This window comes from Pseudogracilibacillus auburnensis (assembly GCF_003201975.1).
Lineage (GTDB): Bacteria > Bacillota > Bacilli > Bacillales > Amphibacillaceae > Pseudogracilibacillus > Pseudogracilibacillus auburnensis.
Window position 1 is genome coordinate 1 of record NZ_QJJQ01000004.1, and the last position, 25085, is coordinate 25085.

At 35.5% G+C, this 25085-nt stretch carries 26 protein-coding genes, 2 tRNA genes and 1 rRNA gene; 26 read left to right on the top strand and 3 right to left on the bottom strand.

Features of this window, described 5'->3' with window-relative positions:
- Window positions 1-144 precede the first annotated feature (144 nt).
- The 10 genes from rrf to DFR56_RS06790 all read left to right on the top strand — a co-directional run bounded on the left by rrf (window position 145) and on the right by DFR56_RS06790 (window position 7875).
- A 5S ribosomal RNA gene (gene rrf / locus DFR56_RS06745) occupies window positions 145-260 on the top strand.
- Between the two features lie 110 nt (window positions 261-370).
- A tRNA-Met gene (locus DFR56_RS06750) sits at window positions 371-447 on the top strand.
- An 89-nt stretch (window positions 448-536) separates the two neighbouring features.
- Window positions 537-613: transfer RNA gene (locus DFR56_RS06755), tRNA-Asp, on the top strand.
- Between the two features lie 180 nt (window positions 614-793).
- The gene (gene thiL, locus DFR56_RS06760; RefSeq protein WP_110394693.1) at window positions 794-1762 is read left to right on the top strand and encodes a thiamine-phosphate kinase; all 969 of its coding nucleotides are present in this window, start codon (window positions 794-796) and stop codon (window positions 1760-1762) included.
- An 8-nt stretch (window positions 1763-1770) separates the two neighbouring features.
- Window positions 1771-2238 carry a tRNA (adenosine(37)-N6)-threonylcarbamoyltransferase complex ATPase subunit type 1 TsaE gene (tsaE, locus tag DFR56_RS06765; RefSeq protein WP_110394694.1) on the top strand — a complete coding sequence of 156 codons (468 nt, stop codon included), beginning with the start codon at window positions 1771-1773 and terminating at the stop codon, window positions 2236-2238.
- Window positions 2239-2258: 20 nt separating this feature from the next.
- Window positions 2259-2957, top strand: a complete 699-nt coding sequence (gene tsaB, locus DFR56_RS06770) for a tRNA (adenosine(37)-N6)-threonylcarbamoyltransferase complex dimerization subunit type 1 TsaB (RefSeq protein WP_110394695.1) — start codon at window positions 2259-2261, stop codon at window positions 2955-2957.
- On the top strand, window positions 2957-3403 hold the full coding sequence (gene rimI / locus DFR56_RS06775) for a ribosomal protein S18-alanine N-acetyltransferase (protein ID WP_110394696.1): 447 nt from the start codon (window positions 2957-2959) through the stop codon (window positions 3401-3403). Before tsaB ends, rimI begins: the two co-directional genes overlap by 1 nt.
- Entirely contained in the window at window positions 3403-4413 is a 1011-nt protein-coding gene (tsaD, locus tag DFR56_RS06780; RefSeq protein ID WP_110394697.1) for a tRNA (adenosine(37)-N6)-threonylcarbamoyltransferase complex transferase subunit TsaD, read from the top strand. The genes rimI and tsaD overlap by 1 nt, the downstream gene beginning before the upstream one ends.
- 807 nt (window positions 4414-5220) lie before the next feature.
- Window positions 5221-6396, top strand: a complete 1176-nt coding sequence (locus DFR56_RS06785) for an FtsW/RodA/SpoVE family cell cycle protein (RefSeq protein ID WP_110394698.1) — start codon at window positions 5221-5223, stop codon at window positions 6394-6396.
- A 282-nt stretch (window positions 6397-6678) separates the two neighbouring features.
- On the top strand, window positions 6679-7875 hold the full coding sequence (locus DFR56_RS06790; protein WP_110394699.1) for an FtsW/RodA/SpoVE family cell cycle protein: 1197 nt from the start codon (window positions 6679-6681) through the stop codon (window positions 7873-7875).
- A 39-nt stretch (window positions 7876-7914) separates the two neighbouring features.
- Here the strand turns inward: DFR56_RS06790 and DFR56_RS06795 are convergent, their stop codons facing one another.
- A complete protein-coding gene (locus DFR56_RS06795; protein WP_110394700.1) occupies window positions 7915-9825 on the bottom strand; it encodes an ABC-F family ATP-binding cassette domain-containing protein in 1911 nt (636 codons plus the stop codon).
- Between the two features lie 241 nt (window positions 9826-10066).
- Here DFR56_RS06795 and moaC point away from each other — a divergent pair, with 241 nt between their 5' ends.
- Both moaC and DFR56_RS06805 read left to right on the top strand, forming a co-directional pair.
- Window positions 10067-10570: a cyclic pyranopterin monophosphate synthase MoaC gene (gene moaC, locus DFR56_RS06800; protein WP_110394701.1), complete on the top strand. Its 504-nt coding sequence runs from the start codon at window positions 10067-10069 to the stop codon at window positions 10568-10570.
- Window positions 10570-11193 (top strand): redox-sensing transcriptional repressor Rex, encoded by a 624-nt coding sequence (locus tag DFR56_RS06805; RefSeq protein ID WP_110394702.1) that lies wholly within the window; start codon window positions 10570-10572, stop codon window positions 11191-11193. Before moaC ends, DFR56_RS06805 begins: the two co-directional genes overlap by 1 nt.
- A 246-nt stretch (window positions 11194-11439) precedes the next feature.
- Here the strand turns inward: DFR56_RS06805 and DFR56_RS06810 are convergent, their stop codons facing one another.
- Both DFR56_RS06810 and DFR56_RS06815 read right to left on the bottom strand, forming a co-directional pair.
- The gene (locus DFR56_RS06810) at window positions 11440-11610 is read right to left on the bottom strand and encodes a YdiK family protein (RefSeq protein ID WP_110394947.1); all 171 of its coding nucleotides are present in this window, start codon (window positions 11608-11610) and stop codon (window positions 11440-11442) included.
- Window positions 11611-11622: 12 nt separating this feature from the next.
- Complete coding sequence (locus DFR56_RS06815) at window positions 11623-12330, bottom strand: CPBP family intramembrane glutamic endopeptidase (protein ID WP_242694623.1); 708 nt, start codon at window positions 12328-12330, stop codon at window positions 11623-11625.
- Between the two features lie 220 nt (window positions 12331-12550).
- On the opposite strand from DFR56_RS06815, the gene DFR56_RS06820 reads away from it, so the two are divergent.
- The 14 genes from DFR56_RS06820 (at window position 12551) to DFR56_RS06885 (ending at window position 25082) form a co-directional block, all read left to right on the top strand.
- On the top strand, window positions 12551-13693 hold the full coding sequence (locus DFR56_RS06820; RefSeq protein ID WP_110394703.1) for an amidohydrolase: 1143 nt from the start codon (window positions 12551-12553) through the stop codon (window positions 13691-13693).
- 187 nt (window positions 13694-13880) lie between these two features.
- Window positions 13881-14345: an S-ribosylhomocysteine lyase gene (locus tag DFR56_RS06825; RefSeq protein ID WP_110394704.1), complete on the top strand. Its 465-nt coding sequence runs from the start codon at window positions 13881-13883 to the stop codon at window positions 14343-14345.
- A 202-nt stretch (window positions 14346-14547) separates the two neighbouring features.
- Entirely contained in the window at window positions 14548-15573 is a 1026-nt protein-coding gene (locus DFR56_RS06830; protein WP_110394705.1) for an LLM class flavin-dependent oxidoreductase, read from the top strand.
- Window positions 15574-15599: 26 nt separating this feature from the next.
- Entirely contained in the window at window positions 15600-16895 is a 1296-nt protein-coding gene (locus DFR56_RS06835; protein WP_110394949.1) for an LLM class flavin-dependent oxidoreductase, read from the top strand.
- 64 nt (window positions 16896-16959) lie between these two features.
- Window positions 16960-17484: a GNAT family N-acetyltransferase gene (locus DFR56_RS06840; protein ID WP_110394706.1), complete on the top strand. Its 525-nt coding sequence runs from the start codon at window positions 16960-16962 to the stop codon at window positions 17482-17484.
- 28 nt (window positions 17485-17512) lie between these two features.
- Entirely contained in the window at window positions 17513-18334 is an 822-nt protein-coding gene (locus DFR56_RS06845) for a MetQ/NlpA family ABC transporter substrate-binding protein (RefSeq protein WP_110394707.1), read from the top strand.
- A gap of 145 nt (window positions 18335-18479) precedes the next feature.
- On the top strand, window positions 18480-19559 hold the full coding sequence (locus DFR56_RS06850) for a methionine ABC transporter ATP-binding protein (protein ID WP_110394708.1): 1080 nt from the start codon (window positions 18480-18482) through the stop codon (window positions 19557-19559).
- Window positions 19501-20154, top strand: coding sequence for a methionine ABC transporter permease (locus tag DFR56_RS06855; RefSeq protein WP_110394709.1), 654 nt, complete (start codon window positions 19501-19503; stop codon window positions 20152-20154). Before DFR56_RS06850 ends, DFR56_RS06855 begins: the two co-directional genes overlap by 59 nt.
- 21 nt (window positions 20155-20175) lie before the next feature.
- Window positions 20176-21021: a MetQ/NlpA family ABC transporter substrate-binding protein gene (locus DFR56_RS06860; protein ID WP_110394710.1), complete on the top strand. Its 846-nt coding sequence runs from the start codon at window positions 20176-20178 to the stop codon at window positions 21019-21021.
- A gap of 12 nt (window positions 21022-21033) precedes the next feature.
- Window positions 21034-22374, top strand: a complete 1341-nt coding sequence (locus DFR56_RS06865; protein WP_110394711.1) for an LLM class flavin-dependent oxidoreductase — start codon at window positions 21034-21036, stop codon at window positions 22372-22374.
- Window positions 22375-22410: 36 nt separating this feature from the next.
- Complete coding sequence (ssuE, locus tag DFR56_RS06870; protein WP_110394712.1) at window positions 22411-22956, top strand: NADPH-dependent FMN reductase; 546 nt, start codon at window positions 22411-22413, stop codon at window positions 22954-22956.
- Between the two features lie 302 nt (window positions 22957-23258).
- Window positions 23259-23582 carry a DUF3870 domain-containing protein gene (locus DFR56_RS06875; protein ID WP_110394713.1) on the top strand — a complete coding sequence of 108 codons (324 nt, stop codon included), beginning with the start codon at window positions 23259-23261 and terminating at the stop codon, window positions 23580-23582.
- Window positions 23583-23775: 193 nt separating this feature from the next.
- Window positions 23776-24426 carry a CoA transferase subunit A gene (locus tag DFR56_RS06880; RefSeq protein WP_110394714.1) on the top strand — a complete coding sequence of 217 codons (651 nt, stop codon included), beginning with the start codon at window positions 23776-23778 and terminating at the stop codon, window positions 24424-24426.
- Between the two features lie 2 nt (window positions 24427-24428).
- Window positions 24429-25082 carry a 3-oxoacid CoA-transferase subunit B gene (locus DFR56_RS06885; RefSeq protein ID WP_110394715.1) on the top strand — a complete coding sequence of 218 codons (654 nt, stop codon included), beginning with the start codon at window positions 24429-24431 and terminating at the stop codon, window positions 25080-25082.
- Window positions 25083-25085: the final 3 nt, after the last annotated feature.

Consider the following 25085-nt stretch of genomic DNA (forward strand, 5'->3'; position numbering starts at 1 on the left):
GCGTAGTGATACGTGAAGCTGACGAATACTAATAGATCGAGGACTTAACTAAGCTTTATATTGAACGTTGATTATAGCAGTTCTTATTTAGTTTTGAAGGTATAATTTGCATTTTTTGCAAGTTATAACTATAATGTTTATTTGTCTGGTAGTTACAGCGGAGAGGTCACACCTGTTCCCATCTCGAACACAGTAGTTAAGCTCTCCAGCGCCGATGGTAGTCGAGGCTTTGCCTCCGCAAGAGTAGGACACCGCCAGGAAAATTCTTCTTAAGAATTCATATCGCAGGTGGGGCATGCGATGAGTGCTATTGCATGACAAAGCCCAATTCAGATCATTTTTGCATATTAATTAAATTATTTATTCATATCGCGGGGTGGAGCAGTCTGGCAGCTCGTTGGGCTCATAACCCAAAGGTCGCAAGTTCAAATCTTGCCCCCGCAACCAAAATTATTTAATAAATGATACTTATAATGCAACCAACCAAATAATGTTCCTTAACTATTATTTGGATTTTTATATAACTAAAAATATAAGGTCCGGTAGTTCAGTTGGTTAGAATGCCAGCCTGTCACGCTGGAGGTCGCGGGTTCGAGTCCCGTCCGGATCGCCATTATTTAACAAGCATACATGTTATAAAACATGTATTTTTTTGTGTTTTATCCTTTTTTTATCTGTAAATTGTAAAGTGAATGAATAAGCATATTTAATAAATTGAAATTACATGGAATTAATGAGAAAATACGGTATAAAGTGTGATTTTAGCTTATAATTTAAAAAGGTGAAAGAAAATATGGATGAATTTCAATTTATTAAGTCAATTAAACAAAAAACATACCATCAACACTCACTAATAAAAGGAATTGGTGATGATGCAGCAGTCTTTCGAGATACGACACATGATATTGTGACAGCTGTTGATACTTTTGTTGATAAAATACATTTTTCTAAACAAACGACTCAACCTTTCCATATTGGCTATAGGGCATTAGCCGCGAATATCAGTGATATGGCAGCAATGGGGGCAATACCAAAGTTTTATCTAGTTTCAATTGTTATTCCGAAAAACGTTGGAGAAAAATCATTGCAGAGTATATTTACTGGGATGAGAAAAATCGCTTCTTTATATAAAATGGATTTGATTGGTGGAGATACTGTATCTGGCAGCGTTTTAACTATATCCATTACGATTATTGGCTATGTGCCAAAGGGGAAGGCGAGATATAGAAGTGATGCAAAAGATAAAGATGTTGTATTTGTGACAGGTACTTTGGGAGATTCACGTGCAGGGTTACATATTCTAATGAATAATATAGATGCCTCTTTTACTCATTACTTTATCAAAAAGCACCAAATGCCAACCCCCCGAGTTACTTTTGCAGAATCATTGCGACCGTTAAAAAGGGTTTCTCTTAATGATGTTAGTGACGGGATTGCTAATGAACTCAAGGAAATAGCAGAAGCTTCCAAAGTGACAATTATGATTAAGGACCAGGAAATTCCCGTTAGTGAACATTTTTCACAGTTTTCTCGAACCCAGCAAAATGAATGGAAGTACTTTGGTGGAGAAGATTTTGAACTTGTTGGAACTGTTCCAAAACAAGATTGGCCGATAGTAAAAGAAAATGCAAAAAAACTAATGTTACGGATATCAAAAATAGGATATGTCACGTATAATGAACAGTTGAATGGACAAGTTTATGTAAAGAAGAACAATAAAATTAAATTATTAAATACATTTGGATATATACATTTAAAGTAGGTGAAATGATGAATACCTATGAAATAGTAACTCATTCAGAAAAAGAGACAATGACTATTGCTGAAACGATTGCAAACTTGCTACAACGTGGAGATGTACTAACACTTGACGGGAATTTAGGCACTGGTAAAACAACTTTTACAAAAGGTCTTGCTAAAGGATTACAAATTAAGCGCGCGGTAACTAGTCCAACTTTTACGATTGTGAAAGAATATACAGGCACCCTACCACTATATCATATGGATGCCTATCGATTGGAAAATTCAGATGAAGATATTGGTTTTGATGAATATTTTTATGGCAATGGGATCTGCGTTGTTGAATGGGCACAATTTATCGAAGAATATTTACCAGAAAATCGTCTCCAGATAACATTAACGTTTTTGAATCAAGACGATAGGAAAATTACTTTTCAGGCTACAACTGAACATTTCAGTAACGTGATCAACAAATTGAAAAATGCAAAATTGAAATAGAGAAAGTTGGGGGGCATTAAATGTATACACTTGCCATCGATACTTCTAACCAAGTGTTAGGAGTCGCTATTACAAAAGGGAATGATTTAATCGTGGAGATGATAACAAATATAAAGAAGGATCACTCTAGTCGTTTAATGCCAGCAATTGTAGATGTAATGGAAAAGGTAGACATCAAACCTGACCAATTGGATAAAATTGTTGTAGCAAATGGACCGGGTTCCTATACAGGTACAAGAATTGGTGTAACGACAGCTAAAACATTGGCTTGGGCGCAGGGGATTCCTATTGATACGGTATCAAGCCTTAAAGCCATTGCATATAATGGAAAGCAATTTACTGGATATATATGTCCTTTTTTTGATGCACGACGTAAGACAGTTTTTACTTCTCTTTATAAATGGGAAAATAATGAACTAATGGAAGTAAAAGATGAGTGTAATGTTTTAATGGAAAAATGGCTAACTAAATTAGCAGAATTAAATAAGGAAATATTATTTCTAAGTCCACATATGGAAGTTTTTAAAGAAATGATTTTAGCAAAACTTCAACATAATGCGATTATCCATAAAGATTTTCTCCATTTACCGAAACCATCTAATTTAATTTTAATAAGTGAGAAACACAAGAATGTGCCAGTACATATAGTTGCTCCAAATTATTTGCGAATGACAGAGGCTGAATCGAACTTGCTGAAACGACAAAAAGGAGAAAAGTAATGGCTGAGTTTTCAATTAGAGAGATGTATAAAGCAGATATTAGTGCGGTGTTACAGGTAGATGAGAAGTCCTTTTCCGCACCGTGGACAAAAGAGGTATACGAGCAAGAAATTTGTCATAATAAATTTGCTCATTATTTCGTTGTGGAAGAAAGTGAAGCGATTATAGGGTATGTAGGTTTATGGATTGTAGGGGCAGATGCACAAATTACAAATATTGCACTGTTACCTAATTATCGTGGTTATAAAATAGGAGAAAAATTATTTGGTTTTGCACTGCAATTTGCTATACAACAAGGTGCAACTCGATTGTCATTGGAAGTACGTGTTTCAAATATAGTTGCACAAAAGTTATACAGGAAGTTCGGACTTGTTCCTGGTGGAGTAAGAAAAAGATACTATCCTGATAATGGCGAAGATGCATTAGTAATGTGGGTGAATTTATAATGAACGAAGAAAATATTATTTTAGCAATTGAAACAAGTTGTGATGAAACTGCAGCCGCAGTTATAAAAAACGGTACGGAGATTTTGTCTAATATTGTATCTACTCAAATTGATAGTCATAAACGATTTGGTGGTGTTGTACCTGAAATTGCATCAAGACATCATGTACAGCAAATTACGATCGTATTAGAAGAAGCTTTTGAGCAAGCAAAGGTCACCTGGGATGAAATTGATGCTATTGCAGTGACAGAAGGCCCGGGTCTTGTTGGTGCGTTATTAATTGGTGTAAATGCTGCAAAAGCACTTGCCTTTGTCAAAGAAAAACCGTTAATTGGTGTACACCATATCGCAGGTCACATTTATGCGAATCGATTACAACAAGAATTTGAATTTCCTCTCCTTGCCCTCATTGTTTCAGGAGGACACACAGAATTAGTTCTAATGAAAGAGCATGGGACATATGAGCTAATCGGAGAAACACTAGATGATGCAGCTGGGGAAGCCTTCGATAAAGTGGCAAGGACACTCAGGTTACCATACCCAGGTGGACCACATATAGATCGGTTAGCACATGAAGGGATAGCTCATATTCCTTTCCCACGTGCATGGCTTGAAAAGGGCAGTTATGATTTTAGTTTTAGTGGACTAAAGTCAGCAGTTATTAACTATGTACACAATGTACAGCAACGTGGGGATAAAGTTATTGTGGAGGACGTTGCAGCAAGTTTTCAAGCAAGTGTTGTGGAAGTATTGACTGAAAAAACATTTAGAGCAGCGATTGAAAATGGTGTAAATCAAGTTATTGTAGCAGGGGGAGTGGCCGCAAATAAAGGATTACGTACTTCATTAAAAGATCGTTTTCAAGAGACAAAAATTCCGTTATTCATTCCACCAATCCATTTATGCACAGATAATGCAGCAATGATTGGTGCTGCTGCAAGCATATTATTTAATGAACAGAAATTTTCACAGTGGGATCTAAACGGAAAACCTTCATTGCTATTAACATAGTTATGCACAAGGTTATCCACACGCTTGTGGAAAAGTGATTATAATCTTGTTTATACACTAAAAAGAATGTGAATAGAATTGTGTGTAAAAAATAAAATATAGACAGCACTGTTGATAACTATTAATAACTAACTCAACTTTCGCACCGATAAAACGAAGTGAAACAGTTCGCTTGGTTAAGTTTTAGGGGCATCTAATGATGTCCTTGACAACTTTGGTATCATGAGTAATTTTATGAAAATTAAGAGTGCCATTCCTTCTCCTACAAAAATAGATTTGATGTTGCATAATAAGAAATAAATTATACAGTAACGAAGTGAGCAGCACCGTTGATTTTCGCTACGGACAATTGCTTTCCACGGGCAACGCCTCAACTAATTTCATCCGTTTTTGTCAAAACTTTAGAAAATAGATTTTCGGCTGTTACTTTTCCCGTAGGAGTCAACTGTCCTCCGCTACAATCAACTATACTAAGTGCAGATTGTTTTTATCGATGAAATGATGTCCTATTATTTTAAAGTCGCTAATTCCTTCACTAGTGGAGTGTACTTCTGTACGGTGGGACGTTCACTACTAAATGTTACTGCACCGTTTATTTCTGCTATTTGATAAGCTTTAGAAGCTAAAGAGCAATGTGCTTAGATGTAAACATGTTTCTAAAGCAAACAAATAATCCAAAGTCAACCTGAGTACTGTCTCTTCATCCAACATCATTCTACTAAGGCATTACTGTTCATTTCAGTATGCAAAAGTTGAGTAACTAATTAAAATAAATGATAATCTAGTAGAAATTTGGTGGTTAGAAAAATGTCAAAAGACCAATCAAAATATATTCAATTCGATCTTATGATCATTTTAATATCCTTTATTATTATCAGTCTATTAGCTATTTATAACGCACAACAATTGGGGCAATACCCAGGCCAAAACTTTGTAATGAAACAAATTATTTATTATGCAATCGGGATTTGCGTAATAGCAGCACTCCAATTTATTGACTTAGATCAGTTGTATAAATCAAGTCTTTATTTATATATATTCGGGATTTTTTTATTAGTATTTCTATATTTTAGTCCTTCATCTATTGCTAGACCAGTGAATAATGCGAAAAAATGGTTTAATGAAATACCGTTTATTACGATACAGCCATCGGAGTTCGCAAAAATCGCATTTATTTTATTTTTAGCAATGATTATTTGTAAACATAAGGAAAAGTTTTTAAAACAAACATTAAATAATGATCTTTGGCTCATTTTAAAAATTGTCGTTTTTACCATTATCCCGATATCATTTATTTTAAAAGAGCCAGATTTAGGAACATCCCTTGTGTTTGTATTTATCGCTACCATTTTAGTGGTTTTGTCAGGAATTGATTGGAAGATTCTTTCCCTATTGGTTGTTGGTGGGGTAGCTTCAGTTATATTATCCCTTTTGTTAATTGTTAATCTTCCAGAATTATCGCAAAAAATCTTAGGGATAAAACCGTATCAAATTGAACGAGTAATGACATGGTTTGATCCGACACAACAAGTAGACGATGATCGTTTTCAAATTGATCGCTCTCTACAAACGATTGGATCTGGACAATTAACTGGAAAAGGCATGAATAGAGCAGAAGTTGCGCTCCCAGAAGCACATACAGACTTTATCTTCTCAATTATAGGAGAAAGTTTTGGGTTTATTGGTAGTGCGACGGTTATTTTTCTTTTTTTTATACTTATATACAAGCTTGTCACCCTTGGGATGAAAAGCTATCATGTTAACCCATTTGGTGCATACATATGCTTTGGGTTTATGGGATTAATATTAATTCATACCTTTCAAAATATCGGAATGACAATTGGAATGATGCCAATAACAGGAATTCCTTTACTTTTCGTAAGTTATGGAGGTAGTACAACATTATCCACAATGATTACATTTGGTATCGTTTATCGGGTTGCTGTCGAATATACACAACAACAAAGCTATCTCTTTAAATAAAACAACGTAAGTTCCAATTTTTTATATTTTACGCTTTCTATAAAAAAGCATGCCAATATATGAATCCGTTCATTTTCCTATTGATCCACAGAAGTATACTTAGTATATCCATAACCTTTCAGGGAATCTGTCCACTTAATCATAAAATGGGCAACGCAATATCGCTACGTTCGCTAACTAGAAAAAAGTTTTAAAAAGCATTATAATGAAACGAGTGAATAACGAAAATGTTCCTCATCTAATAGGTAAACTTAAAATATAGAAACTTGGTGGTTAGACAAAATGTCAAGGAAACAATCACATTATATACAGCTAGATCTTATTATTTTATTAATTGCATTAATTGTCGTGAGTGTTTTAGCTATCTACAATGCCCAACAATTAGGCCAGTATGTAAATGCTTCAGGTAACCATGAAAATTTTGCATTGAAACAAATCATTTATTTTGCGATAGGAATCTCATTTATGGCTGCTCTACAGTTTGTAGATCTAGACCAATTATATAAATCTAGTATATATTTTTATATCGTCGGAGTACTATCTGTTGTAATTCTCCACTTTAGTCCCAATTCTATTGCTAGACCTGTGAATAATGCAAAAAGTTGGTTTAATGGAGATATGATTCCATTTTTTACGATTCAACCATCGGAATTCGCTAAAATAGCCCTTATTTTATGTTTGGCAATGATCATTGTCAAACACAAGGAAAAATATGAAAAAAGCACGGTAAACAGTGATTTATGGCTCATTCTTAAAATAGTTATTATTACACTAATACCAGTTGCCTTTATTATTAAGCAACCAGACTTAGGTACGTCCATTGTATTTTTCTTCATTGCTGGGATACTCATTATTTTGTCAGGGATCGATTGGAAAATTCTTTCCGTTTTAATTGTTGGGGGAGCCGCGTCTCTTGTTTTAGCCATTCTACTCATTGTAAATTTTCCGGAACTTGCTCAGACCGTATTAGGGATCAAACCATATCAAATTGAACGGGTGATGACATGGTTTGACCCGACACAACAAGTGGATGATGACCGTTTTCAAATTGATCGTTCACTTCTTACGGTCGGTTCCGGACAATTGACAGGAAAAGGGATGAATCATGCAGAGGTAGCTCTACCGGAAGCACATACTGATTTTATCTTTTCTATCATTGGTGAAAGTTTTGGATTTATCGGTAGTTCCATTGTTATTTTTGTGTTTTTCTTGCTTATTTATAAATTAGTTACACTCGGTATGAAAAGTTATGAATTCAATCCATTTGGTTCCTATATCTGCTTCGGATTTATGAGTTTGATCCTAATTCATACGTTTCAGAATATCGGAATGACGATTGGCATTATGCCGATAACAGGAATACCATTATTGTTTGTCAGTTACGGTGGTAGTACAACATTATCGACAATGATTGGTTTTGGGATTGTATATCGTGTAGCGATTGAACAATCAAAGCAAAAAGATTTTCTATTCAATTAAAGAAAAGGCTTGTAAGGAATTTCCCCTACAAGCCTTTTATCATTCTTGAAGAATAGTCCATTCTTCCATTAACATTTCTAATTTTTCCTTTATGTCATTTGATTGATTCGTCAAGTGTAACAATTTTTCGTGATCGTTAAAAATGTCTGGATTTGTCATCTCCTGCTCCATTTTAACAAGTTCTTCTTCTAACGTTTCGATGTCAGCTTCTAATTTTGTAATTTGCCGTTCTACTTTTCGTTGCTCACTTTGTAATTTCTTTTGCTCAGCAAATGATAATGAAACATGATTCTGCTCTATTTCTACTCTTTTATCTTCATTTTTTAACTTTTTTAATTCAGCCTGTACTAACTTCTTTTCGATAAAATAATTGTAATCTCCTAAATAGATCGTCATGCCGTCTTTTTCTAGTTCAAAGATTTTATCCGTAATTTTATTGATAAAATATCTATCATGTGAAACAAATAAAATAGTTCCAGGAAAGCGTAATAAAGCTGATTCAAGTATTTCCTTGCTCGCCAGGTCTAAATGGTTTGTTGGCTCGTCTAAAATTAAAAAATTCGCTTGTTGCAACATTAATTTAGCTAACGCGACTCGAGCCTTCTCTCCACCACTTAATGTGTCGATATTCTTTAAGACATCATCACCAGAAAATAAAAAGTTTCCAAGTACCGTACGAATTTCCTGTTCCGTTTTATTCGGAAAATCATCCCATACTTCAGCAAGTACTGTATTCGTCGCTGTTAGCTTTTCTTGCTCTTGAGCATAATATCCAATTTGGACATTTGACCCTATTTTCATTTTTTCTGTATCGTTTTTGATGATTTCTTTTAATAACGTTGTTTTACCGATGCCATTTTCACCTATTAAAGCGATTCTCTCACCACGATGAATCGTAAAAGAAACATGGGAGAACAAAGGGGTGCGATCTCCTTCGTGTGTAAATGAAAAATCCTTTACTTGAATGACATCATTTCCGCTTGTTTTAGCAACTTCAAATGTAAAGCTTGCTTCTGACTCATCTCCTAAAGGTCGATCAAGCTTATCCATTTTTTCCAATTGTTTTCTTCTACTTTGTGCTCTTTTAGTCGTTGAAGCACGTGCAATATTACGCGCCACAAAATCTTCCATCTCTTTTATTTGTTGTTGCTGTTTTTCATATAACTTTACATCCCGTTCGTAATTTAATGCTTTTTGTTTTAAAAAATCAGTATATGTTCCAAAATATTTAAATGCTTGTCGATGGGCGATTTCGTACACGATTGTGACAATTTTATCGAGGAAATAACGGTCATGGGAAACGATGATAATCGCACCAGAATAATTGTTTAAATAACTCTCAAGCCAAGTCAATGTACGAATATCTAGATGGTTTGTCGGTTCATCTAAGATTAACAATTCAGGCTTTTGGAGTAATAGTTTTCCTAATGCAAGACGTGTCTTTTGACCCCCACTTAGCTCATGAATCAAAAGCTCAAAGTCTTCCTCTGGAAAACCAAGTCCGATTAATACACCTTTTAGATCACTTTTATATCGATATCCCCCATCTTGTTCGAATTTCTCTTGACGCACGCTATATTCATTCATTAATTTTTCATCATAAGATCCATCCGTACTGTTTTTTTCAATCTGAGTAGCTATCTGAGTAAGTTCTTCTTCTTCCTTGATCAAGTCATCAAAAACAGACTGCATTTCTTGCCAAATAGTCCTCTTAGAAGTTAAATCATTATGTTGTGCTAAATAACCGATGTCCATATTTTTTACTCGATGAAAATCTCCCGAGTCAAATCCTATTTCTCCAGTCAGTATTTTTAATAATGTTGATTTACCAGCACCATTGCGCCCAACAATGGCGATTCGATCTTTACTTTTCACTTCGAAATTTATATTGTTCAAAATAATATGACCTGCATAAGATTTTACGATATTTTTCAGTTGCATTAAAATCAATTTGTTCACCTCATCACAACGATTGTACCGTATTTATAGATGTTTTCGCAATGTAGAGGTGGCAATTCCGTCGTGATTTTGTAAGAAAAGGGGAGATTTCTTCACTTGAAAAAATCCACTGGTAATATTGTACCTAAGGGAGGCTAGCCTGCTTTCAATAGAGATCAACTCATTATTTCGGACTTATCTGTCTTTATCTGCTAAACTAAAGATAGAATATACGTGAAAGAGTGAATAATTTATGACAAATTTCACCCATTTTAATGAACAAGGCAGAGCTAAAATGGTTGATATAACAGCTAAAAAGGTGACTGCTAGAACTGCAGTGGCGAAGACTAGTATTTTTTTGAATCACGAAATATATGAAAAAATAACGAGTAATGCAATGACAAAAGGTGACGTCTTAGCGGTTGCTCAAGTGGCTGGAGTGATGGCAGCAAAAAATACGTCTAATTGGATTCCGATGTGTCATCCACTTTCATTAAGTGGGGTTGATATTCATTTTAAGTGGGAAAAAGCAAATGATAAACATATTTTACATATTGAAGTGACCGTTAAAACAAAAGGGTCTACTGGAGTTGAAATGGAAGCTTTAACTGCTGCATCAGCAACGGCACTTACTATTTATGATATGTGTAAAGCGATCGATAAAGGAATTGTCATCGGAGAGACTTTTCTACTCTCAAAAACGGGTGGTAAATCGGGTGACTTTTCGCGCGCAACGAATAGAAAGAGGGGACAGTAATGCAACATAAAATACCACAAGCTACTGCAAGACGATTGCCTTTATACTATCGTTTTTTAATGAATTTACACAATCAAGGTAAAACACGAGTATCATCCAAAGAATTAAGTGATGCGGTAAAAGTTGATTCGGCGACAATTCGGAGAGACTTTTCTTATTTTGGGGCATTAGGGAAAAAAGGCTACGGATATAATGTCGATTATTTATTAGAGTTTTTTAAAACGACACTCGCTCAAGATGAAGTAACGGAAGTGGCTCTTGTTGGTGTCGGAAATCTTGGAACAGCTTTTTTAAATTATAATTTTTTAAGAAACAATAATACGAAAATAGCGATGGCGTTCGATCGTTCAAAAAGTAAAGCTGGTACACTTATTGGTGGAGTGCCAATTTATCATATTGATGATTTGGAGGAGAAATTAGGTAATGTAGAAGTAGCTATTTTAACGGTACCAGCTTCAGTTGCACAAGATATTACCGATCGATTAATCGATGAAGGCGTTAAAGGGATATTAAACTTTACACCGGCTAGACTAACAATTCCTGAACATGTTCGTATTCATCACATCGATTTATCTGTTGAGTTGCAATCATTCGTTTATTTTTTAAAACATTATCCATTATAAAAAAAGCGAGGAATCGGAAAATAGTGTCGAAATGGGTTTCCTCATCCCCCGCAAATGGAAGATACTTGCTATCAGCGATGTACAAGACGTACTGGTGTCGGCGTAGGTAACATGGGCGCGCCCCACATCTAGACAACGAAAGTCTCGCATACTCCGTTTGCTAGGTGAGTTAGCATTCTTATCCCTCACACGGTAATCTGATTTCAAAAAAAAACAACCTAAGAGAAGGAGGCATTTCATTTGCCTCTATTTTTTAGGCTGTTTTTTGTACATTCGCAAGTAACGAAATCCTACTCCAAAGTCCAATGTTGCAACAACAGCAAGTAAAATAGTTGTTGTATTCCAAATCGTATCATTTATGCTATTGATTGCTAAATACGTAAAAAGAATCCCCATGATGAAATAAAATATGGCCATTTTCAACAAGTATCAACCTCCAAAAAAGATAAGTGAAACATTATTTTGCATCTGTTCTAATTTCTCAGGGTCCAAAAATATTTGAGCTAATACCGTTATCGTATTTAAAGACATATGGACGATAATTGGAACAATGATTCGCTTCGTTTTAACGTATAAATAAGCAAAGACAAATCCCATCGTAACATAAATTAATATATGTAATAAATCCATATGGAGTACCCCAAAAATAAGGGAAGAAATAAGTGCAGCCCAAAAGAAATGTAACTTTTTATGCAGCGTACCGAATAAAATTTTTCTAAAGATTAGTTCCTCAAATATTGGTGCTAAAATTGCAGGAATGAGAATGAAAATTGGATTTAATTTCGTTAATTCTACTATGACCTCCGTATTTGCTGAATTCGGGTCAATACCCAATATGTCCATTTCAATTTTTACAGCAATAATTTGCGCAACCCATGCCAAAAAGACACCTAAAACCGACCAACCGAAAATTTTACCTCCTGACAGCGGATGAGCATTTTTTTCATCTTTGATATCCTTTTTCATGATGATCAGAACGATGATTACTCCAATGATAAAACAGATTATATTTGTATAAATTGCAGTCATAAAGAAATCGAACCCAAAGCCGAAATGGAAACCAACTGGAACAATCGCTGTCACAACTAGCATTAATACATATGTTAAAATGACAAACCAATATCTTTTTGGAAACAAACGAAAAACCCCTTCATTTAGTTTAAGTTACATAAAGTATCATAACATATATTTTGCTAATTAACGTAGTATATTCAAGTATCATAGCATTCATAGCTAATTCCAAGCATTGGAAAAAATAATTGTTGTTGCTATTCGTTCCATAGAGTGTTATATTATTTTAAACCAAGTAAATTAATATGATTAATATAATTAATATTGTTAGTAAAGAGGGAAATGAATGAATAAAAAAGAGTTAGAGGCAAAACTAATTTCCATCAGGCGCCATTTACATCAAAATCCTGAACTATCACTAGAAGAATATAAGACGACAAAGTCTATAAAAAAGTGGTTACAGGAAGTGGGGATTGCTCCCTTAGAAACAACCCTTAACACGGGAGTATTTGCAATGATTAAGGGGAAAAAGAACGCACCGATCGTTGCTATCCGTGCAGACATTGATGCTCTTCCAATCGAAGAGCAAACAGGATTACCTTATGCATCAAAAGTAAAAGGAAACATGCATGCATGTGGTCATGATTTTCATACTGCGGCCGCAATTGGTGCAGCATATTTATTACAACAACATAAAGCTGACTTAAATGGTTCTGTTAAGCTTATCTTTCAGCCGGCTGAGGAGATAGGGGGAGGTGCCGAAAAGGTCATAAACGATGGGCAATTAGACGAAGTTGATTATATAATTGGGTTACATAATAAACCTGATTTGCCTGTTGGTACAATTGGTTTGAAAAATGGTGCACTGATGGCAGCGGTTGATCGTTTTAAAGTGGAGCTTCAGGGGAAAGGAAGCCATGCGGCAATACCAGATGGAGGAAATGATCCGATTATTGCAGCATCTCAACTAGTGACAGCTCTTCAAACCATCGTAAGTCGAAATGTATCCCCACTACATAGTGCCGTTGTTAGCGTAACAAAAATTGTAGGTGGGAATACGTGGAATGTTATACCAGAAAATGTTACGCTAGAAGGGACAATTCGAACGTTTAGTACAGAAAATCGAATAAAAGTTAAACGTCGTTTTGATCATATCGTTCATCAAACAAGTGCTGCTTTCGAACAATATGCAACCATCCAATGGTTTCCTGGACCACCTCCGTTAATGAATACCGAAGAAGTGGTTCAATCACTTGCACAAACCGCGGAAAAACAATCCTTGACAATTGTCGATCCTATACCAACAATGGGAGGGGAAGATTTTTCCCATTATCTTGAACGAAAAAAAGGTGCCTTTGCCTTCTTTGGTACAAGTGGAAAAGAAGATTGGCATCATCCCGCATTTACAGTAGACGAATCAGCTCTCATTTTAGCAGCATCCTTTTTATATGAGAGTGCAAAAGATTTATTAATCAAAATAAATCCGTAAACTATCGCTTGATGAGGTTTAACAGCATTCAACCGCGTACATGATAATGTGAGTGCTAAAAAATACCGAAAGTGCGTAAAAATTATGCGCTAATGTGCAAAAATATTCTGACTAAATAGGTTAAGCTCCGCTGTAATAAACGTGAGGTTTACGTATTTTTATTTTATATTATATTGGAGGAATAATAATGACTCAAAAATTAAATGTGGAAAGTTTTAATTTAGATCATACGAAAGTAAAGGCACCTTATGTCCGTTTGGCAGGTGTGAATAAAGGGATAAATGGGGATGAAATATATAAATATGATGTCCGTTTCACACAACCAAACAAAGAACATATGGAGATGCCTGCTATTCACTCACTTGAACATTTAATGGCTGAAATAAGTCGAAATTATTCGGATAAAATTGTCGATATCAGTCCGATGGGGTGCCAAACTGGTTACTATTTATCGGTCATTAATCATGATAATTATGAGGAAATTTTAGAGTTATTAGAAAAAGTTTTAGAAGATGTCCTTAAAGCGACTGAAGTTCCAGCGTGTAATGAAGTACAATGTGGTTGGGCAGCGAGCCACAGCCTAGAAGGTGCCCAAGACAATGCACGAAGAATGCTTGAAAAAAGATCCGAATGGCCGAATGTTTTCAGCTGATAAGTTGATCAAAGAGGAAAAAGAACGAACTTGATGAATAATATACGTTCTTTTTCCTCTTTTTAGTTATATGCCTAATTTTAAAAATAGTTAAAATTTTCCTTGACGGTATCCAAAATATAGGATATTATAAGATTTACAAATTTAATTCCGAGTAAAACTATAAGAAAAATTAAAATATTTTTCAATTGGAGGAATGGAGATGAGTTATAAGTTAGGAATTCTTGATCAAAGTCCAATATTTCCTAATATGACTTCAACTGATGCATTGAACAATACAATCGAACTTGCTAAAGATGCGGAAAAGTGGGGATACTCTAGATTTTGGGTTGCAGAACATCATCATATGGAAAAAGTGGCAGGAGTATCCCCGGAAATTCTTATTTCTCATTTACTTGCACATACGAAAACGATTCATATTGGCTCAGGTGGAGTAATGCTACAACATTATAGTCCGTATAAAGTGGTTGAAAACTTCCATGTCTTATCAGCGCTTGCACCAGGACGTGTCGATCTCGGAGTAGGTAAAGCGCCAGGTGGATTTGATTTATCGACAAAAGCATTGCAATACGGAACAAGGAATGACGGATCTGATATTAATGAGCGACTACAATTTATTAAACAGCTAATCGATCATGACATTCCAGAGAACCATCCATTTGCAAATTTACGGGCGATGCCTCAACCTATAGTGAAACCAGAAATATTTTTGCTTGGCGGAAGTGAACAGAGTGCTACATTGGCTGCAGAGCTTAAGGTAGAATTTGTTTTTGCTCGATTTTTAAATGGTAGTGAAAATGATTTAAAAGACGCTGCAAAAATATTCCATCATCACTACCCATCCGGAAAATTGATTGTCGCAGTTGCCGTATTAGCAGGTGAAACAGAACAAGAAGCGCTCGAACTAGCAAAAGACTTAAAATTGTATCAAATTAAATTTAAGGATGAACGGACACTAATCGTGCAATCGTATGATCAAGTTGAAGCACTTAAAAAACAAACAGCTGATTCATTTGAAGTGATCGAAAAAGAACTTAGCATTCTTGCTGGAACTGCCGAACAAATAAAAAGTGAACTTGATCATTTGCATCAACAATATCGTATCGATGAATTTATTTTGCATACGCCACTTCTTAATCGAATAAAACGGTTAAAGTCATTTGAATTATTAAGTCCCGAAAACAACAAGAATGTTCAAAGCCAACAGAGGGAGAAGGTATCCAAGTGACGAAAAAGAAATTAAAATTGGGATTAATGATCAATGGACCTGGTTCTCATATGAATGCATGGAAAAGTAAAGATATACCGTTAGATGCAAGTGTAAATATCGACCATTATAGTACGATAACTAAAATCGCAGAACAAGCTGGAATTTCTTTCGTCTTTGTTGCAGATGGATTGTATATTAATGAAAAGTCGGTTCCACACTTTTTAAATCGATTTGAACCATTAACACTGCTTTCTGCTCTCGCAATGATTACTTCGAAAATTGGACTTGTCGGAACTTTGTCAACTACTTATAGTGAACCATTTACTGTCGCTAGGCAATTTGCTTCGCTTGATAAAATAAGCAATGGACGCGCAGGCTGGAATGTCGTAACATCCCCCTTGGAAGGCAGCGCGAAAAATTACAATAAAGGCCCACATTTAGAACATCGTTTACGATATAAAAAAGCATTAGAACATGTGGAAGTAGTGCAAGGATTATGGAGTTCATGGGAGGATGATGCTTTTACGAGAGATCGAAAAACAGACCAATTTTTTGACTCGAATAAATTACATGAACTAAATCATAATGGTGAGTTTTTTAACGTGAAGGGCCCGTTAAATATTGACAGATCAAATCAAGGTGAACCCGTTATCTTCCAAGCTGGAGCCTCGGATGCTGGAAGAGAATTTGCAGCCGAAAAAGCGGATGTCGTTTTTTCCAATCACGATACATTGGAGGAGGCAAAAGCGTATTACCAAGATATAAAACAAAGAGCAAAACAATATGGTAAATCAAATGAGGAAATATTAATTTTTCCTAGTTTGACTCCAATTATTGGGGAAACAGAAGTAGAAGCGGAGTATAAATATGCACAATTGCAAAACCTCGTATCCATCGAAGAAGCACTTCATTATTTAGGAAGATATTTTGACCATTATGATTTTTTGAAACATGCATTAGATGAAAGCTTTCCCGATATAGGGAATATTGGAAAAAACAGCTTCCAGTCTGTGACTGATCAAATAAAACAACTTGCCCAAAAAGAATCATTGACATTAAGAGAAGTCGCATTAAGAGTAACAACCCCAAAAAGTCATTTTTTTGGTACGTATGAACAAGTCGCTACTAAAATGATCGAATGGTTGGAAAAGGAAGCAGCTGATGGCTTTATTTTAACGATCCCAGTTCTCGGTAATTTATATCATGATTTTATTTGCAACGTCTTGCCAATTTTAAAAGAACGTGGGTATTATGACACTACACATGAAGCAGAAACTTTACGAGAAAATCTTCACTTACCATACAAGCAAAACACTTATAGGGAAAGAGTTAGAAGTTAAAACCTACTGCAGGTTTTTCATTTTATTTTAATTCCTAGTATTTGAATAGGAAAAGGAGGATCTTATGAGTAAAGTGTTTGAAACTTCTATTGCGGTAAGAGAAATAGAGGAGGAAGAAAGAGAGTTAGTTCGGCAATTAATCATTGAAAGCTATAGGCAATATGAACATTTTTTTGAAAAAGATCGCTGGGAAAACTATTTAGCTGAATTAAAAGCGTCTGTTGATAATGAAAAAATAGATAAATTACTGATTGCAACAAATCGGGGGAATATTGTCGGTACGATGCAGATTTTTCTTTCGTCAGATGATGCATATGATGTACCTGATATACAAATAAATGAACCAATTATTCGTTTTCTAGCCGTACACCCTAACGGTAGGGGGTTAGGAATAGCCCGAAAATTAATAGATGCTGGTATTGCTTATACTAAAGCGAGGAAAGCAAGCGCGATTTATTTACACACGACAGATGTAATGGAAAAAGCGGTCAGCCTTTACGAAAAATATGGATTTGTTCGTGAGGAGACGCAAGATTACGTGAAAAGTGGGACATTTATAAAATGCTATAAATTTACTGTGAAGAACTGAAAAATAAACAATTAAAGGGGAAAAGAGAATGCGAAAATTAATTCAAGTGAAAACGATATTCATTTTAATATTACTAGTTGGGATGCTTGTGTTAAGTGCTTGCGGTAAAGGGGTAGCAAATGAAAATGAAGAAGTGACTTTAAAGATTAGTGCATCTTCTGTTCCACATGCGGAAATATTGGAATTTATTGAAGAAGAATTAGAAAACGAAGGAATTAAGTTGGATATTTCGATCACCTCAGATGGAATCCAGACGAATCAACAGACAGCCGATGGACAGTTAGATGCGAACTTTTTTCAACATACACCATATTTAGAACAGGTGAATGAAGATAGTGGGTTAGATTTAGTGAATGTAAAAGGGATTCATATTGAGCCATTCGGTGTCTATTCGAAAGAAATTAATTCTATTGAAGATTTATCTCAAGGCGCTAAAATTGCTATACCAAAAGATCCAGTTAACTTTTCACGTGCATTGGAATTATTTGCAACAAATGGCGTTATTGAACTTGATCATTCGAAAACTACCGATTTTATTTTACAAGATATTACGAAAAATGAAAAAGAGCTAGAATTTATTCCTGTTGACTCCGCATTACTTGTTCATTCTCTTGATGATGTAGAAGCATCTGCTATCAATACAAATTATGCGTTAGAAGGTGGATTCAGCCCATTAGATGATTCATTAATTATGGAAGATAGGGAATCACCATATGTAAATATTCTAGTATCTCGTCCAGATAATAAGGATGATGAAGCGATTCAAAAGCTTGCTGATACTTTAACGACAGATAAGGTAAGGGAGTTTATTGAAAAAGAATACGGTGGAGCAGTAGTTCCAGTCTTTTAATTGCTTCAGCATTCATTCTCGACTCAAGTAAGTGGGAATGAATGCTTTAGGGAATTTTCGAGCAAGCTCGAAAAAATCTGGACGAAATTGCGCCGAGGCGTAATTGGTTAAGTAAGTTCATCGTTCTAAAGGGAGGAGTGTCGATTTGATTAAGTTTCAAAATGTTTCGAAAGTATATGAAAATAAAGGCCAGAAAACAGAAGCGTTAAAAGAAATTAATGTAACGGTTGATAAAGGTGATATCTTTGGTGTGATTGGATTTAGTGGTGCTGGGAAAAGTACGTTACTTCGCACGGTTAATTTGTTGGAAAACCCATCTACTGGTGAAGTACTTGTCGATGGGAAACATTTGGCAAGTTTATCCAAACATCAATTACGTCAAGAACAGAAAAAAATCGGGATGATTTTCCAACATTTTCATTTACTTCATTCAAAGACAGTGTATGAAAATGTTGCCCTCCCACTCGGCTTAAGTCGAGTAAGCAAAAAAGAAGTAGATAAACGAGTGAGAGAGACGTTAGATTTTGTTGGACTATCTGACAAATTACAAAGTTACCCTGATCAGTTATCAGGTGGACAAAAACAACGGGTCGGGATTGCCCGGGCTTTAGTGACAAACCCATCTATTTTACTATGTGATGAAGCAACGTCGGCATTAGACCCACAAACGACGATTTCTATTCTGAACTTACTTAAACAAATTAATGAAGAATATAAAATTACTATTTTAATTATTACGCATGAAATGGAAGTGATTAAAGAAATTTGTAACCGTGTTGCTGTGATGGAAAATGGTCGGATTATTGAAACGGAAACCGTATTTAACCTATTTACTGACCCACAAACGGAAACAACGCAAAATTTCGTGCGTTCCATCGTTCGTGATCACGTGCCAGATACTGTTTATCATTTAATGGAGAAGAATGGATATATAGGTCGTATTTTTACTTTTAAATTTACAGGATCAAGTTCAGGAAAACCAATTATTTCACAAATTTCCAAGCAATTTGATGTCGAAGTGAATGTTTTATATGGAAATATTACAGAATTACAAGGAACGCCATTCGGTAATTTAATCGTTGAATTGGTCGGTCCACATGAGGAAGTAGAATGGGGATTAGATTTTGCTAGAAAACAACAAGTTCATGTGAAGGAGGTGACGAGTAATGGAAATCGGAACAGACATTATTTTGAACGCACTTTGGGAAACGTTGTACATGGTTAGTGTTGCATTGTTTTTCGGTAGTGTACTTGGAGTATTTCTTGGGATTACGCTCGTCGTAACAAGAAAAGGGCACGTATTAGAAAGTAATATTATCTTCTCTATATTAAATCCGATCGTAAACGTATTGCGCTCGATTCCATTCATTATCTTACTCGTTGCCATTATCCCGTTTACACGTCTAATTGTTGGGACATCTATTGGGACGTCAGCTGCAATCGTTCCTCTTGTCCTTCATATTGGGCCATACTTTTCTAGATTAGTAGAAAATTCGTTACTAGAAGTTGATGAAGGAATTATTGAAGCGGCAAAAGCGATGGGAGCAACACCATTACAAATAATTCGTAAGTTTTTATTACCAGAAGCATTTGCCTCCCTTGTGTTAAGCGTCACGACTGCGACGATTAGTTTAATTGGAGCAACTGCCATGGCAGGAGCTGTCGGCGGTGGGGGACTCGGTGATGTCGCCATTACGTACGGTTACCAACGTTTTGATACAGTAACCATTTTCGTAACCGTAGTAATCCTAGTCTTATTAGTACAAATCATTCAAAGTATTGGCAATACATTGGAACGAAAAATAAGACGTGTGTCGTAACGACGGAGAAGGAGTGTAAAGATGTATCGAAAACTGTTCTCGGTATTTTTCATTGTACTGTTAGTTGTTATCGGATGCTCAAAAGGGAATGCTTCGATTGAAGAAGGGCCGATCAAAGTAGGGATTAGAAGTTCAGAGCTAAGAACATGGGAATATTTAGAGGAAAGAGCGAAAGAGGAAGGACTAGACATCGAACTCGTTCATTTTTCCTCTACGTATGACCCAAACGAAGCATTATTAGATGGAGAAATCGATGTCAACGCATTCCAGCACGTAGCATTTTTAGATACGTTTAATGAGAAGACAGCTAGTGATATCGTACCAATTGGTACAACAATTATTGCGCCGCTCGGTATTTATTCAAGTAAATATGAGTCGATTGAAGAAATTCCCGAAGGCTCACAAATTGCCATTCCAAATGATTCTTCCAATTTGGGGAGGGCATTACTGCTTTTACAAGAAGCAGGACTAATTACAGTGAAGGACGATTTTGATGGGTTAGGTGGAGAAGATAAAGTAAAAGATAATCCGAAAAAATTGGAACTTATCCCGATGGATAGCTTTAATACGCCAAGAGCAATGGAAGATACAGGCGTCTCAGTTATTGGTAATGGGATTGCGGTTGAGGCGGGATTAACGCTTAAAGATGCTCTACTACATGAAAGTGAAACAGCCAAACCGTATATTAATATTATTGCTGCAAAAAGTGAGCATAAAGAGAACGAAAAGTTAAAACAATTAGTTGCACTCTACCAAACGGATGAAACGAAAAAGTTTATAGAAGAAACGTATGACGGCAACTATATTCCAACATTTATTACGTTAGAAGAGTTGTCGACGTATAAAAAAACATATTCAAGTAAGTAAGGAGAGATTTCATTGGTTCAAAATAGACAACTGAAATTAGCAGCCTATTTAGTAGGATCTGGAATGCATGTCTCCTCTTGGCGACATACGTTAGCAAATCCTGCTTCAAGTATCGATATCAAGGCATTACAAAAACAAGCGCAAATCGCTGAAAGTGGTAAATTCGACTTTGTATTTATTGCTGATAGTTTAGCCATTAACCATGAATCCCACCCGCAAATATTGAATCGCTTTGATCCAATTGTTTTGATCACAGCACTTTCAGCAGCGACCGAGAAAATAGGGGTTGGAGCAACAGCATCGACGACTTATAGTGAACCTTATGTATTAGCAAGGCAATTTGCATCCGTTGATCATATAAGTGGTGGGAGATCAGGATGGAATGTTGTCACGACGGCTGATGCTACAGGTGAAACAGCACTTAACTTTAGTCGGGAAAAACATTGGGAACATGACCACCGTTATGAACGAGCAGAGGAATTTGTTGATATCGTAAAAAGTTTATGGGATTCTTGGGAAGATGATGCTTTTCTTTATCATAAAGAAGCTGGAACATTTTATGATAAGAATAAAGTGCATGAAGTAAATTTTAAAGGTGAATATTTTTCCGTTAAAGGCCCTTTAAATATTGCTAGATCAAAGCAAGGCCAGCCTGTCATTATTCAAGCTGGTGCGTCTGTACCAGGACAAAGACTTGCTGCGAGAACGGGCGAAGTAATTTTTACTCATTGGGACGATATCGAAACATCAAAAAAGCATTATAAAAAATTAAAAGCGCAATTAAAAGATTTTAATCGATCAGAAGATGAACTACTTATTTTCCATGCTATTTCACCAATTGTTGGAGAAACAGAGGAGGCTGCCTTACAGAAATATCATGAGTTAGATGAACTAATTGACCCATACGAAAGTCTAAAATTTGCTTCAGGTTATATGGGAAATGTGGACTTTTCAAAGTATTCATTAGATACACCAGCAAAAGAAGTAGAGTTTCCTGAAGTGAATAGTATCCAAAGTAGTTTTAATGAAATGAAAAAAATAATCGAGGAAGAAGATTTAAAAGTCGGTGATTTATATAAACGTTTTTTCGGCGCTGCCAAAAAGGATGCATTCATTGGCACACCAACACAAGTTGCCGATGAGATAGAAACGTGGTACACGGAACGCGCAACGGACGGGTTTATGATTCAATTCCGATTATTGCCTCGGGACCTTGAAGATTTCGTCGAGTTAGTCGTTCCCATTTTACAAGATAGAGGTTTATTTCGAAAAGAGTACACAGGGAGCACGCTTCGTGAACATTTAGGATTAGCAAAACCAGTCAATTGTTTTACGAAAAAAGTACGATCATGAAAGAAGTGACCAAAAAAGTGGAGAAAGGTTGGTATCATGAGTAATATTGTTTTACTGTCAGGAAGTCCCTCGGTATCTTCAAGATCAAATCAAGTGCTAAAATACCTAGGGGGAAAACTAGAAAAGGAATTTTTTTCTGTCACACATATATCAGTTCAAGACATTCCTTTAGAAGACTTGTTCTTCGGAAAATATGACAGTCCAACGATTAAGAAAATCGCAAATCAAATGGAGCAGGCAAAAGGCGTAATCATTGCTTCACCGGTATATAAAGCTGCCTATACGGGTGTATTAAAATCACTTTTAGATATTTTACCTCAAGATATTTTTAAATCAAAGCCGGTTTTTCCGATAATGACAGGAGGAAGTCCATCTCATTTATTGGCAATTGAGTATACATTAAAGCCTCTCATTGCCATTTTAAAAGGGCATAGTTTAAGAGGAGTATATATATTAGATAGTCAAATAAACCGTGATAGTGAAAATCCAATTATAGATGAAGAAATAAACGGCCGAATCAATGCACAAGTACAGTATTTTATTGAAGCAATTCAAGAACAGAAATTAACGATTACACAGTAGATTTAAAAAAGAGAGTGAACTTACTATTTTAGGCTGTCGAGATATTCTCGACAGCTATTTTTAACGAAATGCTAATACCGATTTGTTCCTTTCTAAGAACAATGTCCTATAAATATAGAAAAAAGTTAATGAATATTTTACAAGATCAAAAGAAATGCAGGAATCCGATCGTTTCGGGACTTTTGACTTAGAAATATTTAATTTAAAATAGTAAGAAATTTTTATTTTTTTTGAAAGTGACTTGACAATACGAAAGAGTTGGCATAAAATAAAATCTATCAAAAATTAAAGGAATTTAAGTCATGGAAAAATTAACATCTGTTCTTGTGACGGGTTATGCTAAAGCACCACAAGGAACTTCAATGTATGAAATATACCGTCATGCAGGAATTGTTTTGGAGATTGAACTGAAAACGCATACAATAATTGATGTGGAATTTACAATGGTGGCTGACCTTACGAAAAAGTTTTTTAAGAAATTAGTTGTTGGTTATTCTTTAGAAGATGGACTAGATGGACTAATATCTCGAATTAAGCAATTTTATTTTGCCCCATCTCAACAAGCTATAATTGTAGCGCTACAATCAGCAAATCAGCGCTATTGGGAGTATTTAAATGTAGATTAATAACTAGTTTGGTTATATTGAGCTAAGTTGACAACCTCAATTTAGATAATCTTTAGAACCGAGTGAACATCTAACATTTAGGGAACTTGTATGTTCTTTAAATTTGGATAGTTCTGCTCGGTTTTTCTCATTTTTATATTCCGATAATAACTAAATACATAAAATTTATTTTCAGATGAGAGGAGTATACAGGATGAAAGAAATCATTACGGCGAATGAAGCAATCAATATGGTGAAGTCTGAATCAGTTATTATGGTAGGCGGTTTTGGTCTAGTAGGTTGTCCAATTAAACTTGTCGAATCGCTCAGCAATTCATCGTTGAACAATTTAACAATCATTAGTAATAATCTTGGCGAACAAGGAAAAGGGCTAGGAAAGTTAGTGCTAAATAAGCAAGTAGCAAAAGGAATAGGCTCGTATTTTACGTCAAATATTGATGTCGTAGAAGCATATCAAAGAGGAGAATTAGAGATAGAACTTCTACCTCAAGGAACAATGTCTGAAGCAATCCGGGCTGGGGGAGCAGGAATTGGAGGGTTTTATACTCCAGTAAGTGTTGGAACAGCTTTGGCAGAACCAAAGGAAACGAAAATAATTGGTGAAAAAGAATATGTATTGCAAGAAGCTTTACAAGCAGACTTTGCTTTTATTAAGGCAAAAAAAGCCGATAAGCTTGGCAATTTAATCTATAGTAAATCTTCACGAAATTTTAACCCTGCAATGGCCACTGCTGCAAAGACCGTATTTGTAGAAGTGGATGAAATTGTTGAGGTAGGTGAATTAAACCCAGAAGAAATAATAACACCACATTTATATGTTGATTATTTAATAGAAGGTGAATAAAAATGGATGAAAAACAGCTGATTGCTGCAAGAGCGGCACAAGAATTAAAAAATGGCAATGTCGTAAACTTAGGAATCGGAATTCCAACAAAAGTGGTCGATTACTTACCACCGGATGTTACGATTCATCTTCACTCTGAAAACGGAATATTAGGACTTGGGCCAAGCCCAACAGAAGAAGAAATTGATCCTGATCTCGTCAATGCTGGGAAGTTACCAGTAACCATTGTGGAAGGTTCATCTTTCTTCGATAGTCCATCTTCTTTTGCGATGATTCGAGGAAAGCATGTTGATGTTGCAGTGTTAGGGGTTCTACAAGTGGATCAATATGGAAGAATTGCTAATTGGGCAATCCCAGGAAAAAATATTTTAGGGGTAGGAGGTGCGATGGATTTATTAGAAGGCGCAAAAAAAGTTATTGTAACAATGCTTCATACGACTAGAAGTGGAGAGTCTAAAATAGTTGAAAGTCTATCTTACCCAATTACTTCACAAAGACGAGTCGATATGATTATTACTGAATTAGCTGTATTCAAAGTTGATAAGGAAGGACTTCTTTTAATGGAAATGGCAGATGGTTGCACAATAGAAGATGTTAAAAAACATACACTTGCTCCATTTCGTCTTTCTAGTCAATTAACATCTAATGTTCGATAGATA